Origin of the sequence: Janthinobacterium sp. SUN128, from assembly GCF_030587275.1 — a bacterium.
GTDB lineage: Bacteria > Pseudomonadota > Gammaproteobacteria > Burkholderiales > Burkholderiaceae_D > Janthinobacterium > Janthinobacterium lividum.
The window spans coordinates 3379026-3394390 of record NZ_JAPWHY010000001.1; the positions used below are offsets into that span (position 1 = coordinate 3379026).

Consider the following 15365-nt stretch of genomic DNA (forward strand, 5'->3'; position numbering starts at 1 on the left):
GCGCCGCCGCTTGAATAATTAACGTCCGAGGCCGATGACCACGTCGAACAGGGTACTGGCGATCTGCATGACCTTGCCGCAAGCCTGGTAGGCTTGCTGGTAGCGCAGCAGGTTGGCCGCCTCTTCATCGAGATTGACGCCGGAAACGGCCTGCTGCTGCGTGCTGGTTTGTTGCAACAACGCAAGACTTGCCAGGCCGCTGACTTGTACTTCGCGCGTCTTGTTGCCGACATAGCTGACGGTTTCCGCGTACGAACCCTGGAACGTGGCCTTGCCGCCATCGAGAATGTTCTTCGTCTGCAAGCCCGCCAGCAAGGAGGCATTGCGGTTGTCGCCCACGCCGCCCGAGTTCGGCGCGATGGTGAATTTATCGCCCTGCGCAGGCGCGCCCGTCATGTTGACGTTGATGCCGCCAAAGCTGAAACTGTCGCCTTCCGTGTACGGGATATTCGCCGTGCCGGCCGGATACGTGGTGGTCGCGCCGTTCAAGCCTTTCACCGTCACGGCCTGCCCCGCGGGGAAACCCGACAGCGAAGTGGTCGCCTTGTCATACGTCAGGGTGACGGTACCCGTCAACGCGTTGCCCGGCGTTAAATACGCCTTGTCCACGCTACCTGCGCCGAGCTTGCCGCTACCCGTGTTGCTGACGGGCGCGCCCGTGGCGATCGGCGCGCCGGCGGCCAGCTTGTTGCGGTCGGTAATCGCCACGGCCAGGTCGGAAGCGCCGTGCGCGGTCGGCCTGACCATGAAATTGTCGCCTTCGGCAGCCGCGCCCGTGATCGAGAAATCCACGCCGTCGATGGTTTGCGGCACGGTTTGCGGATAGGGGTTGATGGTCGTTTTCGCGCCGTCGCTCTGGCGCGTCACCACATAATTGGCGCCGTCATACTTGACGGCATAATCGCTGGCCGTCAGCTTGGTCGGATCGCTGACCTTGGCCGACAGCACTGTCGTGCTGGTCGCGTTGTTGCGGTAGTCCGCGCCGATGACGGGATCGGGCAACTTGAAGAAGTCGGCCCCCATGTCGCCATTCAAGTCCTGGCCCAGCTTGTGCTGTTCATTGAAGGTGGAGGCCAGCGCGATGGCGACCTTGCCCAGCGAATTCTGGATGCGGTCCAGGCTGCCGCTGCGGAATTCCAGCAAGCCGCCCAGCGCGCCGCCGCTGAGGGAGCTTTCCGACAGCTTGGTGACGCTCGAGCCCGTCACATAGCCCACGTCCAGGCGGTTCGGGTCCGTCGGCGACGGCGTGGTGGCCAGTTCAAAGTTCTTGTCGCCCACCACCAGCGGCTGGCCCGAGCCGATCGAGACGGTAATCGAATTGCCGGCGCCAGGCTGAACAGTTGCCTTGACGTATTTGTTCAGCTCCGTGATCAGCTGGTCGCGCTGGTCCAGCAAATCGTTGGGCTGATTGCTTTCATTCACGGTCAGGTTGGTAATCGCGGTATTGAGCTCCGCGATCTGCTTGGCGTAGGAATTGATCACCTTGACGTTCGACGTGATCTGCGAATTGACGCCGTCGCCGATTTCCGTCAGGCGCGCGCTGAGGCCCTGGAAACGGGCCGTCAGCGAATTTGCGCTCGACAACAATGCCTGGCGCGACGAAACGGACGATGGATTCGAGCTGAAATCCTGCACGCCCTTGAAGAAATCGGCCATCGCCGGCGACAGCCCGGCCGTGGGGTCGGCCAGCATATTGTCGATCTGGCTGATCTGCGTGTAATACGCATCGAGCGAACTGGTGGCGGACTGCGCGCCATTCACCTGGGCCGCCATGAAACCGTCGTACTGGCGCTTGACTTGCGATACCTCGGTACCATTGCCAACAAAGCCATAACCGGCATTATTGAACTGCGCCGTCTGCTGCAGCACCACCTGGCGGTTGTAACCGTCCACGTTGGCATTGGTGATGTTATGCCCGGTCGTCGACAGGCCCACCTGCGCTGCAAGCAAACCGCTCTTACCGATGCTGAGTAGATTCGAAGTCATGGTGTCTTATTGGTTACCGTCAAATGTATTTACGGCAGCCGCGGCGAAAACTTGAAGCGCGCGGCTTGCACGGGGGCAAGGCGGGGCGTCAGCCGACCAGCGAATTCTTGATAATTTTTGTCAGTTTGGCAGCGTAATTCGGGTCCGTCGCATAGCCGGCTTTCTGCAAGCCGTGGGCGAAGGTGCTGGCGTCGCCCGCGCTGGCCAGCACTTTTTCGTAGCGCTTGTTGTTGGTTATCAACTGCGCATAATCCTTGAAACTGTCCGCGTAGCTGTCGTAGGCGCGGAATTTTTCCACCTTGCGCTGCGCCTTGCCATTCACGTATTCCGTGGTGACGGCTTCCGTGACCTTGCCCTTCCAGTCGCTGGATGCCTTGATGCCGAACAGGTTGTGGCTGCTGCTGCCGTCGCGGGCGATGATTTCGCGCTTGCCCCAGCCCGTTTCCAACGCCGCCTGGCCCAGCATGAACTTGGCCGGGATGCCCGTGGCGCGGCTGGCTTCTTCCGCATGCACGCCCAGTTTTTCCTGGAAGGCGCGCACGTGCGGCGCCTGCGTGGCGTTGGCCTTGTCGCTCAGGGTCTTGCCGCTGGCTGCCGCGCTGCCGGCGCCTTCCGTCAGGGCGCCCTGCTGCTGGCGGAAGGCGGCCAGCGCCTGCGCCATGCTCGATGAACGGGGCGACGGCGCTTCGGCGCCATCGGCGGCCAGCGCCTGGCTCGACGACGACAGCTGGCGGATCAGCACGTCCGCCAGGCCCGTGCCGCGCTTGGCCAGGTTCTGGCTCGTCTGCTGGTCCAGCATCGAGGTGTACATCTTGCTTTGCTGGCTATCCATGATGCCGTCCTGCGGCGTGGCTTCGCGCATGCTTTTCATCATCATGTTGATGAACATGGCTTCGAATTGCGTGGCCGCCTCTTTCAGGGCGGCGGGGTCCTTCGCCTTGGCGGACTGGCGCAAGCCATCCATGCCCTTGACGTCATAGGCGGCGGTATTGCTGAGGTCGGTTTGACTGATCATGGCGTGCCCATCAAATGATTTCGAGTTCGGCGCGCAGCGAACCGGCCGCTTTCATCGCCTGCAGGATGGCCAGCAAGTCTTGCGGCGAGGCGCCGATGGCGTTCAAGGCCTTGACCACGTCGGACAGCGAGGCGCCGCCCTTGACCAGCATGACTTTGCCCGGTTCCTTCTTGATATCGATCTGCGCCGTCTGCGTGACCACCGTGCGCCCGCCCGACAAGGGCGCCGGCTGGCTCACTTGCGGCTCGACATTGATGGTGACGGACAGGTTGCCGTGCGAAATGGCGCATGTTTCCAGGGTCACGGACTGGTTCATCACGACGGAACCGGTGCGCGCATTCATGATGACCTTGGCCGCCAGGCGGGCCGGATTGACTTCGATGCTTTCCAGTTGGCCCAAAAAGGACACGCGCTGGTCGCTGCCGCTGGGCGACTGCACCTGGATCACGCGGCCGTCGAGCGCGGCGGCCGTGCCGGCGCCGTAGCGGCTGTTGATGGCGTCGACCACGCGGCTGGCGGTGGCGAAATCGGTGGCATTCAATTCCAGGCGGATGGTGTTGTTGGCGCCCAAGGCCGAAGGCACGCTGCGCTCGACGGTAGCGCCGCCCGAGATGCGGCCCACGCTCAGGTGATTGATGACGACGGAGCTGCCGGCCGCCTGCGCGCCCACGCCGCCCACCAGCACGTTGCCCTGCGCCATGCCGTACACCTGGCCATCGGCGCCCTTCAATGGCGTCATCAGCAAGGTGCCGCCGCGCAAGCTTTTCGCATTGCCCATCGACGATACCGTCACGTCGAGCAACTGGCCCGGCTGGGCAAACGCGGGCAAGGCCGTCGTCACCATCACGGCGGCCACGTTTTTCAGCTGCAAACTGGTGCCTTGTGGCAAGTTGATGCCCTGCTGCTGCAGCATCGCCGCCACGCTCTGGATGGTAAATGGGGTTTGCGTGGTCTGGTCGCCGCTGCCGTCGAGACCGACGACGAGGCCATAACCCATCAGCTGATTCTGGCGCACGCCGGCGATGCTGGCCAGGTCCTTGATGCGCTCGGCCTGCGCCACGGGCGCCAGCAGCGAGGCAGCCAGACCGCAGATGGCGAGAAAACGGGGAAAGGTCAACGTTGCCATGATCAGAAAGGCAGCAGGCTGAGGAAGAAGCGCGACGCCATCGAGGCCATTTCGGCGCGGTCGATCTGGCTGTTGGTGCGGTATTCGACGCGCGCTTCGGCCACCTGGGTCGATGGCACGACATTGCCCGTGCCTATGGTGTCGGGATTGACCATGCCCGAGAAGCGGATGAATTCCGTGCCCTTGTTCATGGCGATCTGTTTTTCGCCGGCGACGATCAGGTTGCCATTCGGCAGCACTTCAATGACCGTCACGCCGATCACGCCGGAAAACGTGTTGCTGGCGGACTGGTTGTCGCCATCGGCAAATTTCGTCGCGCCATTTGCCGCCACGGTGCCGCCCAGGCGCCCCTGCAGCATGCCCGGCGTGCTGAAGCCCACGCTGCCCGACTTGTTGCCGGAACTGGCGCCCGCCTTGACGGCATTCGTGCGCTCGGTGATGGCGATCGTCATGGTGTCGCCCACGTGGCGTGCGCGGCGGTCTTCGAAGGCGGGACGGTAGGTCGACGGCTGGTAGATGGAGCCGTTGTTGACGACCACCGGTTCCGGCATCGGCGCGCGCGTGCTGGTCGGATATTGCACGATGGACGTAGGCGTGATGGCGCAGCCGGACAGCAGGGCTGCGGAGAACAAAGCGATGATGGGGTATTGCATGGCGAACCTCCGCTGCCATCCGGCGGCGGATGGCATGACGACTATGAAAATTAAAGTTGCGACAATTTCTGCAGCATTTGATCGGATGTGGTGATGGCCTTGCTGTTGATCTCGTAGGCACGCTGCGTCTGGATCATGTTGACCATTTCCTCGGCCACGTTGACGTTCGACGTCTCGATATAGCCCTGCATCAGCACGCCGGCGCCGTTCGTGCCCGGGGTGTTGGTTTGCGCCACGCCGGAAGCGCCCGTTTCCATGTACAGGTTTTCGCCCTTCGATTCCAGGCCGGCGGGATTGACGAAAGTGGTCAGTTGCAGGGAGCCGATTTGCGATGGCGCAACGGTGTCGGGCAAGGTGACGGACACGGTGCCGTCGCGCGCCACGGTCAGGCTCAGCGCATTGGTCGGCACGGTGATGGCGGGCTGGATCACGAAGCCTTCCGAGGTGACGAGCTGGCCGTTGGCATCCGTCTGGAACGAGCCGTCGCGCGTGTAGGCGGTAGCGCCGTCCGGCATCAGCACCTGGAAAAAGCCGGTGCCGTTGACCATCACATCGCGCGAATTGCCCGAGGCCTGGGGATTGCCTTGCGTATGGATGCGTTCGGTTGCCACGGTGCGCACGCCCGTGCCGATCTGCAAGCCCGATGGCAGCTGGGTTTGCTGCGACGATTGCGCGCCCGGCTGGCGCACATTTTGGTAGAGCAAGTCTTCAAACACGGCGCGCGACTTCTTGAAGCCCGTGGTGCTGACGTTGGCCAGGTTATTGGCGATCACGTCCATCTGCGTCTGCTGCGCTTCCAGGCCGGTCTTGGCAATCCAAAGGGAACGAATCATGATTTTTCTCCAATAACAGCGCTAACCAGCCCTGTAGACTATTTCTATGTGACCATTATGCGGTGGCCCCCGTCAATTCAAAGCGAGGATCTGGGTGGCTTTCGCCGCGTTATTCTCGGCATTCTTCAACAAGCTCATTTGCGTTTCGAACTGGCGCGCCAGGGCGATCATGCTGACCATGGAGTCGACGGGGCTGACATTGCTGCCTTCCAGCGCGCCCGTGGTCAATTTGACGGCCTGATCGGCTTGCGCCACCGTGCCATCCTTCAGGCGGAACAGGCCGTCATCGCCACGCACCAGTTGCTGCTCGGGCGGGTTGACCAGCTTGATGCGTCCCAGCACCGTCGACGGGCCTGGCGGCACGTCGGTGGAAATCGTGCCCACTGTGCCATCGCTGGCGATGGCCACCGTCACGCCGGGCGGAATCGCCATGGGGCCCGTATCGCCTTGCACCATCAGCCCGCCCTGCGTCTGCAGCATGCCGTTTTCATTGAGTTTCAAGGCGCCGTTGCGCGTGTAGGCTTCGGAACCGTCGGCCGACTGCACCGCGATCCAGCCGCCGTTTTCCACGGCCACGTCGAGCGCGCGGCCCGTGTGCTGCATCGGACCTTGCGTGAAATCGGAACCGACCGTCGAATCGACGACAAAGGCGCGCGTCGGCATCATGCCGTCGGCCACCACGGGCACGGCGCGGAACGAGTCGAGCTGGGCGCGGAAACCCGTGCTGGTGGCGTTCGCCAGGTTGTTCGCCGTGGTCGCCTGCTTGTCCAGGATGTGCTTGGCGCCCGAGCCGGCGGTGTAGATGAGACGGTCCATGTGTTTTCTCCGTGCAAAACGAAAGCCGGGAGCAGTCCGAAAGAACCGCTCCCCTTACTCTTAACGCAGGTTGACGAGGGTCTGTAAAACGGAATCCTGCGTCTTGATGGTTTGCGCATTCGCCTGGTAGGCGCGCTGGGCCGTGATCATGTTGACCAGTTCCGCCGTCAGATCGACGTTCGACACTTCCACGGCCGAGGCGCGCAAGTTGCCCAGGTTGCCCGTCTTGGGCTCGCCCGTGACGGGCTTGCCCGAGGCCGAACTTTCCACCCAGGCGTTGTTGCCCAGCGGCTCCAGACCGTTCGGGTTGACAAAGTTGCTCAACACCACCTGGCCCAGGCTGCGCGTCTTGCCATTGTTGTACTGGCCCTGGATGACGCCGTCGTCGCCGACGATGAATTGACTCAGCTGGCCCGCCTTGTAGCCATCCGCTTCCGTTTTCTTTTCCGCCGTGGCGCTGCCCAGCTGGGTCGACTTGGTGAAGTCGACCTGGACCGACAGGGTCGCATTCGCGCCCGTGGCCGGGAAGATCGGCAGGTTGACGGTGACAGGCAAGGTTTGCGGCGGCGTCAGGGCCAGCATGGCGGCCCGATCCAGGCTGCCGACCGTGTTGAAGACCAGCGAACCGGTCTTGACGGCTGGCACATTGGTGACGGCGCGGATGGCAGCGTCGATCTGGTCGGGCGTGCGGCTCGAATTGACGCCATTCGGCACGGCACTGCCGTAGGTGGCGGCGATGGCGGCCAGTTGCGCCGGCGTGGCGCCTGCGGCAGCGGCGGCCGCCGAGACGGCGGCACCGACCGCATTGCCATAGGCGACGGCGGCCGTCGTCACGTTGGCCGGCACCAGCGGCACGGCCGTGGCGGCAGCCTGGTAGGCGGCGCGCGCGGCCAGCGAGGCCGGGTCCGTCTGCAGGGCGGCGGCGGCCTTCATGCTGGTCACTTCCGTGCCGTCAACGGCCGAGTAGACATCCCAGGTGTTGGTGCCCGTCTTGACGTAGAAATTCGACATGATGTGGGAATTGCCCAGCGAATCGAAGACTTCGACGGGAAACTGCTTGCTGAACGATGTGTCGTCCCCTGTCTTGAACGGCACCGTGGTCGGCATGGCCGTATTCGAATTGAGGTTGACTTCCGTGCTGACCTTGGTCGTTGCCTGGGGCTTCATGTCCGACTGGTCGATTTGCAGGGGCACGACGGCGCCGGCAACGATCTTGCCGTTGACGTCGGCCGCATAACCGGTCAGCTGCGCCAGCTGGGCGTTGACGATGAAGCCGCTCTTGTCGACCTGGAACTGGCCATTGCGCGAGTACTGGATGGCGCCGTTGACGCTGGTACGGAAGAAGCCGCCGCCATTGATGGCGATATCGAGGGGATTCGACGACGATTCCAGGTTCCCCTGGTTGAATTGCTGGGCGATTTGCGAGACCGACACGCCGATCCCCGCCTGGTTGCCGCCCACGCCGTACAGCGAGTTGGCATAAATGTCGGCGAACTGGGCCTGCGACTGCTTGAAACCCACGGTCGACGAGTTGGCGATGTTGTTGCCGATGACGTCCAGCGATTTGGCGGCGCCATTCAAGCCGCTCAGGCCTTGTTGGAAAGACATTGTGTTCTCCTGGTAGAAATTAGGGGTAGAGGGTCACGCTAAGGGGAAGCGGCTTACAGAATCTGTTTCACGTCGGCCATGGTGATGCTGCCCACGCCCGGAACATTCAATTTCACGCCATTCGCGCCCGTCGACACGCTGGCGACCGAACCGAACATCAGCGCCGTTGCATCCTTGAGCTTGGTACCGCCGCGCGTGGCTTCCACCGTGAAGGTGTAGGCGCCATCGGCCAGCACGACCGGCTTGCCATCCTTGTCGAGATCGGCGGTGGAACCGTTCCAGCCCAGCGGCAAGGTGCCCGCCGCCTGTGCGCCCAGGTCGATGGAATGGACTTCCTTGCCATCCTTGTAGATGACGACCTTGACCTTGTCGGCTGCCGTGGCCAGGTCCACGCCCAGCAGCGCGGCGCTCTTGCTCAGGTTGATATCCTTGCCCGCTGTCAAGACGCCATGGCCGATGATGTTGGCCGCCTGCATCGATTCGGCTTGCTGATAGCTGGCCTTCAGGCTTTCCACGGTCGTATTGAGCTTGTTGACGCCCGTCACGGTGGACAATTGCGCCAGCTGGCTGGTCAGCTGTGCATTGTCCAGCGGATTCATCGGATCCTGGTTTTTCAGCTGGGTAACCAGCAAGGTGAGGAATTTGTTCGTTTCCGCTTCGACACTGCCTGGCTCGGCCGTGCTCTTCTTCGGATTCATCGTCGCCATCAGGTCGGTGACTTTGGAGGTGCTGGTATCGATGGTTGCCATAATGATCAGTCAGCCTTATTGGCCGATGGTGAGAGTTTTCAGGAGCAGCGACTTGGCCGCGTTCATGGTTTCCACGTTGGTCTGGTACGAGCGCGAAGCCGACAGCATGTTGACCATCTCGTCGACCGTATTCACGTTCGGCATGGTGACGTAGCCCTTCTCATCGGCCAGCGGGTTCTTCGGGTCGTAGACCAGCTTCATCGGCGACGGGTCTTCGATCACCTTCTGCACCTTGACGGCCGTGGCGCCGTTGGCCATGGGCACGGCTTCGAACACCACCTGCTTGGCGCGGTAGGCTTCGCCCGTGGCGCTGGTGGCGCTATCGGCATTGGCCAGGTTGCTGGCCACCGTGTTCAGGCGCTGCGCCTGGGCGCTCATGGCCGAACCGGAAACATTGAAGATATTAAATAGCGACATGATTATTGTCCTCCCTGGATGGCCGTCAGCATGCCCTTGATCTGCGAGTTAAGGAACGTCACGGCCGCCTCGTAGCGGATGGCATTGTCGGCAAAGGCGTTGCGCTCGAGATCCATGTCCACCGTATTGCCATCGACGGCGCCCTGGGCCGGCGCGCGGTACAGCAGCGGCGTACCGTCGGCCAGGGTCTCGACCTTGCCGCCGCCGGCTGCGCCCGCAGCCGCGGCCACGCCCTTGCCCGGCATATGCTGCGGCGCCGTGCCCTTCAGGGCCGGCGGCACGCCATCCTTGCGCGCCATGGCGCCCTTCAGCGCGGCGGCGAAATCGACATCGCGCGCCTTGTAGTTGGGCGTGTCGGCATTGGCGATATTCGAGGCGAGCAATTCCTGGCGCGTCGAGCGCAGGCTCAGCGCCGTCTCGTTGAAGCGCATGTAATCGTCGAGTTTCCCTATCATGTCAGGCTCCGGAAAGATCTGCCACTGGCGCCCGAGATGGCGGAAGGATGGCGGATTAGTGATGACAGGAAACATAGTACGGCGCCCACCAGCAAGACCATCGCCGGATCAGACCTTACTTTTACCCCTTAATCGGGGCTTCGAACGGGGCCGCGCGCACTATCATGGCACTATTCCAGAGGCCTATCACCATGAAAACACCGCTTGCTTTCCTCTTCGCTCTTGCCTCCCTGCCACTGCTGGCCCAGGCGCAAAACGCCGGCCGCCAGACGCCGGAAGCGCTGCGCAACAGCGTGGAACAATTCCTGCAAGTGCAAAGCAACGGCTTGCCCGGCAAGGTAACGGTGACCGTCGGCGCCGTCGATCCGCGCCTGAACCTGGCCGCCTGCCCCGCGCCGCAAGCATTCATGGCGCCGGGCGCGCGCGCCTGGGGCAAGACCACCGTCGGCGTGCGCTGCACGGCGCCAAGCAACTGGACCATCTATCTGCAAGCGAACGTGGCCGTCGTCGGCGACTACGTGGCCAGCGCCGTGCCGCTGGCGCAAGGGCAAGCCATCGACGCCAGCCAGCTGGTAACGATGCAGGGCGACCTGGCCGCATTGCCGGCAGGCATCGCCACGGACATGGCCCAGGTGGTGGGCGCCAGCACGAATATTTCCTTGCCACCCGGCACGCCGATGCGCCTCGACACCCTGCGCCGCAAGCCGGTGGTGATGCAAGGCCAGCTGGTACGCGTCGTTTCCAGTGGCAATGGTTTCCAGGTGGCATCAGAAGGGCGCGCCATCGGCAGCGCCGGCGATGGCCAGACGGTGCAGGTACGCACGCAGAGCGGCCAGCAGATCAGCGGCGTGGCGCGCGCAGGCGGCTTGGTGGAGGTCGCCTTTTAAACACGGATGGACAGCGATATTGTGGTCTGGCGCACTAAAGTTTCGGGAGAAGGTGCCGATAATGACACATATCCCGGAGTTTTTTGACTTCGACCAGACGAGGATCACGCTGTGAAAATTACCGACAACACCATTAAAAGCAATCCCGGCCTGCCGGTGGCGCCCGCGAGTACCTCCGGCACCCGGAATGCCGAGAAAGCCCAGGCAACACCGACAACGTCGGACAATGTACGCCTGTCGCCGCAAGGACAGGCATTAGCGGCCAGTGCAACTGCCGGCAGCGGCGCCGTGTTCGACACGAAAAAAGTCGAACGCATCAAGCTGGCGATCGCCGACGGCCAGTTCCAGGTCAACTCAGAAAAAGTGGCGGACGGTCTCCTCGACACGGTCAAGGACTTGCTGCACTCACGAAATAGATAGGTTCCCTCATGCAATCAGTGACTCCGTTTTCCAGCCTGCGCGACGAGCACCAGCTCATGACCACATTGCTGGCATTGATGAAAGAAGAACAGCGGCATCTGGTTGCGGCTGACATCGATGCAATCACGGAGCTCACGGTGCGCAAGACGGCACTCGTAGGACAATTGAGCCAGTTGGCGGCGCAACGCCACCAGGCGCTGGCGGCGGCCGGCTTCATGGCGGCCGAAGCGGGCATGGAAGACTGGCTGGTGGGCGCCGGCGAAGCGGAAGCGGCGCCCCTGTGGAAAGCCCTGCTCGAGACGACGCGCGAAGCCAAGGAACAAAACCGCCTGAACAGCCTGCTCGTCAACAAGCATATGGTACATACGCAAGGCGCCCTGAACGCCATGCGCCCCCCGGCCCAAAGCGGCAATTTCTACGGCCCCAGCGGCCAACCGACGACGAACACGGCCAGCCGGCGCGTCGTCATCGGCTAATCCCCCTTAGTTAACAGCAACCTTAACAGCAACCCGGCAAGGCGCAGCGGCCTTGCCAGCTCAACCGTGCGCGGGACGCCCCGCATGCTGGCGGTATTTCGCCACGATGGCTTGCGCCCTGGCGCTGGCCGCGGCTTGCTGCTCCGGCGTCAGCTCCGCCTGCAGCCAGTGCCAGTACTCATCCTGATACGGATTGGTGACGCCGGGCGCGAGGATATCGTCGTAGACCTGGCGCAGGGCCAGCAGGTAGCCATACGCTTGCGGCGCATCCTTCCGCACCACCTCGCCATCGCGCAAGTACGCCATCATCAGGGTAGCCACGCTGGTCAGTTCCGCCTCGTCCGCCTGCGCCGTCAGCTGGGCGATGGCTTGCCGCTTCCATGCCTGCACCAGCGGATCGTCGGGACGGTTGCGCAGCGCGCTGCGGTCGCCGAACGGGCCTTCCGACAGGAACAGGGTGGCCGCGCCCGGCACGCCCGCCTTGGCGGCGGTGGCCAGGTAGCCGAGGCGGTCCTCGCGCTGGCGCTGTGTCAGGCCCGCGCACAGCTGCTGCTGGGCGGCTTTTTCTTCCACCGTCATCTCGCGGCCCAGCTCGAATTCCATGCCCGGCAAGCGCCCTTCCTGCTGGAAGACGATGCAGTCGTCGATCAGGCTGAACGCCGCATACGCGTCTTCCGCCCTGCCGCTGGCGGCCAGGCGCGCAAGCTGCCGCGCCAAGGTCACGGGAACGGGCGCGGCATCGGCGACGGGGGCGGCGTCGATATTCAGATACGATTCCAGGCTGCGCCCCGCCGGCGCGCTGGCGGCAGCCGCATCCGCTTGCGGCGCGCCGGCGTCGGGTGCGGGCCAGTACACGAGCGCCAGTACCGCCGCGATGGCAGCGGCGCAGGCGATGCCGGTCAATTTGCTATTCATGATGAGGTGGCGCATAAAAGGAAATGCACGTTACCACAGGCCTGCGGCAGCGGGCCGCACGCCTCCGCACGCTCAGCCGCCGGCCTTTTTCGGCTGGTGGCCCAGTTTGGTCAGCGCGGCCAGGATGGTGTCGACATGGTCGCCCTGCACCTCGATCACGCCATCCTTGACCGTGCCGCCCGAGCCGCACTGCGTGCGCAACTGCTTGCCCAGCAGGGCTAGCGCCATGGCGTCCAGCGGCAAACCCTTGACCACGGTGACGCTCTTGCCGCCACGGCCCTTGGTCTGGCGCGAGACGCGCACCACGCCATCGCCCGCGGGCGCCGCCTTGGCTTGCGCCTTGCATGCGCATTGCGCCAGCGGCTGGCGACAGGCGGGACACATGCGGCCCGTTTCGGTGGAATAGACGAGACCGCCCAGGGAGCTGCTTTTCATGATGGGGAGATAAAAAGGGAGAAGGCGCGATTGTACCAAGTGGAAGCGGGATCAAGCCCGGCGCGCCCCATCCGGTGGCGCGCCGTGCAGCGTATTAACGCAAGGTGACGAATACGGGATTCGAATAGAACCACAGGCTGCGGTAATTGCGGTCGTTGATGTCATTGAAACGCTGGGTGCTGTCCGTCGTGCCCGTTCGCTGGTCGGCCAGCGGCTCGCCAGCCTGCGTCAGGCCGGCGACATCGGTACCCAGATTGGTGCCGCGCAAACGGAAATACTGGTTCTTCGTCGCCGTCATTTCGTAGCTTACGCTGTAGTAGCCGTCGGCCCCGACTTTCCAGTCCGCGCTGGTGAAGCGCTTGAGCACCCGCGTGCTGGCATTGGCGGCAACGTTGTAGGCCGGCGTACCCGCCGCCGCCTTCGCGCCCACATCGCCGACGATCAGGTCGACATGGTCGACAACGGGCTTGACGCCGGCGACCACGCCACTATCGACGGGTTTTTCGTAGTTGTTTTTGGCCGGGCTCCTGAAGCGGATGGTAATGGTGACTTTATCGCCGTTGCCGACCTTCAGCTCCCCGCCCATCTCCTTGCGGTCGTCCTTGCTGGCCAGGTTGAAGTCCAGCGCGTTGATCAGATCGCCGTAAGTCGAGAACATCTTGCCCGAACGCAAACCGGCCAGCAAGTCTTTCGCCAGCGGCGCGCCTTGCGCGCTGTTGAACACATAGTTCTTCGCATACTCTCCGGGGAAATAGCCGCTGCTGTTGCCGCCGACGATCTTGAAGTGGGTATCCGAATCGGTCAGGTTCCAGATGCGGCGCCCCTCGCCCAGGAGCGCATCCCATGGCCCGCCCAGCTTGGCCACCACGTAATCGACGCCCCCATACACGCGCAGCAGCGCATTGTCGTCCGTATAGGCGGCCGTGTAGCCGCCGCGGTCCGGTTCCATCTGGTTGCCGACCATGCCTTCGATGGCGAACATGATGTTGGGGGCGGCATCGTTAAAGGCGCGCAAGTCGGCGATGCTGTAACTGCCCTTGTTGCGCGATGGATGGTTGATGACGGCGTAGCTGGTCTCCGGATAGTTCTGCTTGAGCCAGTTGATGGCTTGCAGCGCATCGGCTGCCGTCTTGTTATAGCGGGTTTCGCCATGTTTGGCTTTCCATGCTGCAACATCGGCAGCGTCGAACATGCTGGCGTCGCGCGTGGTAAACAGGTACTCGAACTCCTTCATGCCCCGGGTGCTGGCACTGAGCTTGTCCGCGCCCTCGAACAGGCCGATGCCGATGTGATCGTGGGTCGGCATGTCCCACTCGAAGCCGGAAAAGACCAGTTTGTCGGCATAGGTGCCGCCCGCCTGCAGCGCCTGCACGCGTGGAATTTCATAGCGCTCGGCACCGATGGACATCGGGATGGGCGTCGGCAGCGGCGCGCCCAGTGCGTCGCGCGTGGAGACGCGCAAATGGTTGGACAGCGCCATCCAGTCGAGTCCGTAGCTGCCGAACGCCTTGGCCAGCACCTTGTCCAGCGTCTGGCTGACATCCGCATCGGCCGATTGCGTGGTGTGGGTATGCAGGTCGCCGGCGATCCAGCGGCCAGTGGGGACCGGTGGCACGCTGCTGGACGGGTCGTTATCGCCGCCGCAAGCGGCGACGCTCAACAGGATGGCGATAGCCGAAGGAAGCAACAATCTGGAGTAAGACATGGGATAGACCTGGAGGCTGAAAAGAAGTGCGACAGCCTAGCATTCCAGTATGACCACCGAATGACATGCGCCTGACCCTAGCGGCCCGAAAGACCCGTCTAGTTGGCCACCGGCGCCGTCGGCACTTCTGTCACCGTTTCGGGGATGCCCGACAAAATCGTCACGGCGACCCGGCGGTTGCGCGCGCGCCCTTCCGCCGTTTCGTTCGGCGCCACGGGGATGTTGTCGGCGTGGCCGACGGCCGTCAGGCGCGACGCCTTGACGCCGCTGGCGATGAACAGGCGCACCACGGCGCTGGCGCGCGCGGCCGACAATTCCCAGTTCGAGGCAAAGTTGGAATTACTGATCGGCTGCACGTCCGTATGCCCTTCCACCTGCACGTCGTGCGTATCGTCCTTGAGCAGCACGGCGACGGCGCGCAGGGCCTGGTCCGATTCCACCGTCAGGCGCGCCGCGCCCGGGTCGAACAGCACGCTGGCATTGATTTCCACGCTCACGCCGCGGCTCGTCTGCGTGACCCGCACCTTGCCTTCCTTCACCAGCGGCGCCAGGGTGGAGGTCAGGTCCTGCGCCAGGCGCGTCATGTGTTCGCGCTCGCGGCGGATGGCTTCCGTGCGGCGTTTCAGGGCCGGGTTCGGCAGCGGGATCGCCTGCGGCGCTTCCATGATGATGGGCGGCGCGCCCTTTTCCAGGCTGAAGGCCTGGCCGATGGCATTCTGGAAGACGCGGTATTTGCCTTCGTTGACTTGCGAAATCGCGTACATGACAACGAAGAAGGCGAACAGCAGGGTGATGAAGTCGGCGTACGAGATCAGCCAGCGGTCCTGGTTGTCCGGTTCCTCGTCATACTTCCTGCGCGCGCGCCGCAT

General features: G+C 63.4%; 17 protein-coding genes. 3 read left to right on the forward strand and 14 right to left on the reverse strand.

The annotated features are described in order from the left end of the window. Positions 1-18: 18 nt before the first annotated feature. The 10 genes from flgK to flgB form a co-directional block, all read right to left on the reverse strand. Positions 19-1986, reverse strand: a complete 1968-nt coding sequence (gene flgK, locus O3297_RS15270) for a flagellar hook-associated protein FlgK (RefSeq protein WP_305049071.1) — start codon at positions 1984-1986, stop codon at positions 19-21. Between the two features lie 88 nt (positions 1987-2074). Further along, positions 2075-3001: a flagellar assembly peptidoglycan hydrolase FlgJ gene (gene flgJ / locus O3297_RS15275; RefSeq protein WP_034787146.1), complete on the reverse strand. Its 927-nt coding sequence runs from the start codon at positions 2999-3001 to the stop codon at positions 2075-2077. Between the two features lie 10 nt (positions 3002-3011). Beyond that, the gene (locus O3297_RS15280) at positions 3012-4127 is read right to left on the reverse strand and encodes a flagellar basal body P-ring protein FlgI (protein WP_034787148.1); all 1116 of its coding nucleotides are present in this window, start codon (positions 4125-4127) and stop codon (positions 3012-3014) included. Between the two features lie 2 nt (positions 4128-4129). Continuing rightward, the gene (locus O3297_RS15285; RefSeq protein ID WP_070281299.1) at positions 4130-4780 is read right to left on the reverse strand and encodes a flagellar basal body L-ring protein FlgH; all 651 of its coding nucleotides are present in this window, start codon (positions 4778-4780) and stop codon (positions 4130-4132) included. Positions 4781-4830: 50 nt separating this feature from the next. Further along, positions 4831-5613, reverse strand: a complete 783-nt coding sequence (gene flgG / locus O3297_RS15290; protein WP_034754070.1) for a flagellar basal-body rod protein FlgG — start codon at positions 5611-5613, stop codon at positions 4831-4833. Positions 5614-5685: 72 nt separating this feature from the next. Beyond that, a complete protein-coding gene (locus tag O3297_RS15295) occupies positions 5686-6429 on the reverse strand; it encodes a flagellar basal body rod protein FlgF (protein WP_070253727.1) in 744 nt (247 codons plus the stop codon). 60 nt (positions 6430-6489) lie between these two features. Beyond that, positions 6490-8037 (reverse strand): flagellar hook protein FlgE, encoded by a 1548-nt coding sequence (locus O3297_RS15300; RefSeq protein ID WP_151096713.1) that lies wholly within the window; start codon positions 8035-8037, stop codon positions 6490-6492. Positions 8038-8090: 53 nt separating this feature from the next. After that, positions 8091-8786 carry a flagellar hook assembly protein FlgD gene (locus tag O3297_RS15305; RefSeq protein ID WP_070281300.1) on the reverse strand — a complete coding sequence of 232 codons (696 nt, stop codon included), beginning with the start codon at positions 8784-8786 and terminating at the stop codon, positions 8091-8093. Positions 8787-8801: 15 nt separating this feature from the next. Then, complete coding sequence (gene flgC / locus O3297_RS15310; RefSeq protein WP_034754081.1) at positions 8802-9203, reverse strand: flagellar basal body rod protein FlgC; 402 nt, start codon at positions 9201-9203, stop codon at positions 8802-8804. A 2-nt stretch (positions 9204-9205) separates the two neighbouring features. Beyond that, entirely contained in the window at positions 9206-9658 is a 453-nt protein-coding gene (flgB, locus tag O3297_RS15315) for a flagellar basal body rod protein FlgB (protein WP_034754084.1), read from the reverse strand. Between the two features lie 191 nt (positions 9659-9849). Between flgB and flgA the strand changes: the two genes are divergently transcribed. The 3 genes from flgA to O3297_RS15330 all read left to right on the forward strand — a co-directional run bounded on the left by flgA (position 9850) and on the right by O3297_RS15330 (position 11441). Further along, positions 9850-10545 carry a flagellar basal body P-ring formation chaperone FlgA gene (gene flgA, locus O3297_RS15320; protein WP_034787159.1) on the forward strand — a complete coding sequence of 232 codons (696 nt, stop codon included), beginning with the start codon at positions 9850-9852 and terminating at the stop codon, positions 10543-10545. Between the two features lie 111 nt (positions 10546-10656). Beyond that, positions 10657-10965 (forward strand): flagellar biosynthesis anti-sigma factor FlgM, encoded by a 309-nt coding sequence (gene flgM, locus O3297_RS15325; protein ID WP_305049072.1) that lies wholly within the window; start codon positions 10657-10659, stop codon positions 10963-10965. Positions 10966-10973: 8 nt separating this feature from the next. Then, the gene (locus O3297_RS15330; RefSeq protein ID WP_305049073.1) at positions 10974-11441 is read left to right on the forward strand and encodes a flagella synthesis protein FlgN; all 468 of its coding nucleotides are present in this window, start codon (positions 10974-10976) and stop codon (positions 11439-11441) included. Between the two features lie 60 nt (positions 11442-11501). Here O3297_RS15330 and O3297_RS15335 read toward each other — a convergent pair whose 3' ends face one another. The 4 genes from O3297_RS15335 to motD all read right to left on the reverse strand — a co-directional run bounded on the left by O3297_RS15335 (position 11502) and on the right by motD (position 15365). Beyond that, positions 11502-12356, reverse strand: a complete 855-nt coding sequence (locus O3297_RS15335) for a hypothetical protein (RefSeq protein ID WP_305049074.1) — start codon at positions 12354-12356, stop codon at positions 11502-11504. 72 nt (positions 12357-12428) lie between these two features. After that, a complete protein-coding gene (locus O3297_RS15340; protein ID WP_305049075.1) occupies positions 12429-12791 on the reverse strand; it encodes a translation initiation factor Sui1 in 363 nt (120 codons plus the stop codon). 94 nt (positions 12792-12885) lie between these two features. Then, positions 12886-14496 (reverse strand): S-layer protein, encoded by a 1611-nt coding sequence (locus tag O3297_RS15345; protein WP_305049076.1) that lies wholly within the window; start codon positions 14494-14496, stop codon positions 12886-12888. Between the two features lie 98 nt (positions 14497-14594). Next, complete coding sequence (motD, locus tag O3297_RS15350) at positions 14595-15365, reverse strand: flagellar motor protein MotD (protein WP_151097926.1); 771 nt, start codon at positions 15363-15365, stop codon at positions 14595-14597.

Bases quoted from the DNA above. Each gene is read 5' to 3' on its own strand.
- O3297_RS15340 (WP_305049075.1), bottom strand. From the start codon at position 12,791: ATGAAAAGCAGCTCCCTGGGCGGTCTCGTCTATTCCACCGAAACGGGC.
- O3297_RS15295 (WP_070253727.1), bottom strand. From the start codon at position 6,429: ATGGACCGTCTCATCTACACCGCCGGCTCGGGCGCCAAGCACATCCTG.
- O3297_RS15305 (WP_070281300.1), bottom strand. From the start codon at position 8,786: ATGGCAACCATCGATACCAGCACCTCCAAAGTCACCGACCTGATGGCG.
- O3297_RS15285 (WP_070281299.1), bottom strand. From the start codon at position 4,780: ATGCAATACCCCATCATCGCTTTGTTCTCCGCAGCCCTGCTGTCCGGC.
- O3297_RS15335 (WP_305049074.1), bottom strand. From the start codon at position 12,356: ATGAATAGCAAATTGACCGGCATCGCCTGCGCCGCTGCCATCGCGGCG.
- O3297_RS15280 (WP_034787148.1), bottom strand. From the start codon at position 4,127: ATGGCAACGTTGACCTTTCCCCGTTTTCTCGCCATCTGCGGTCTGGCT.
- flgG (WP_034754070.1), bottom strand. From the start codon at position 5,613: ATGATTCGTTCCCTTTGGATTGCCAAGACCGGCCTGGAAGCGCAGCAG.
- O3297_RS15345 (WP_305049076.1), bottom strand. From the start codon at position 14,496: ATGTCTTACTCCAGATTGTTGCTTCCTTCGGCTATCGCCATCCTGTTG.
- flgB (WP_034754084.1), bottom strand. From the start codon at position 9,658: ATGATAGGGAAACTCGACGATTACATGCGCTTCAACGAGACGGCGCTG.
- motD (WP_151097926.1), bottom strand. From the start codon at position 15,365: ATGCGGCGCGCGCGCAGGAAGTATGACGAGGAACCGGACAACCAGGAC.
- flgJ (WP_034787146.1), bottom strand. From the start codon at position 3,001: ATGATCAGTCAAACCGACCTCAGCAATACCGCCGCCTATGACGTCAAG.
- flgC (WP_034754081.1), bottom strand. From the start codon at position 9,203: ATGTCGCTATTTAATATCTTCAATGTTTCCGGTTCGGCCATGAGCGCC.
- O3297_RS15330 (WP_305049073.1), top strand. From the start codon at position 10,974: ATGCAATCAGTGACTCCGTTTTCCAGCCTGCGCGACGAGCACCAGCTC.
- flgA (WP_034787159.1), top strand. From the start codon at position 9,850: ATGAAAACACCGCTTGCTTTCCTCTTCGCTCTTGCCTCCCTGCCACTG.
- flgK (WP_305049071.1), bottom strand. From the start codon at position 1,986: ATGACTTCGAATCTACTCAGCATCGGTAAGAGCGGTTTGCTTGCAGCG.
- O3297_RS15300 (WP_151096713.1), bottom strand. From the start codon at position 8,037: ATGTCTTTCCAACAAGGCCTGAGCGGCTTGAATGGCGCCGCCAAATCG.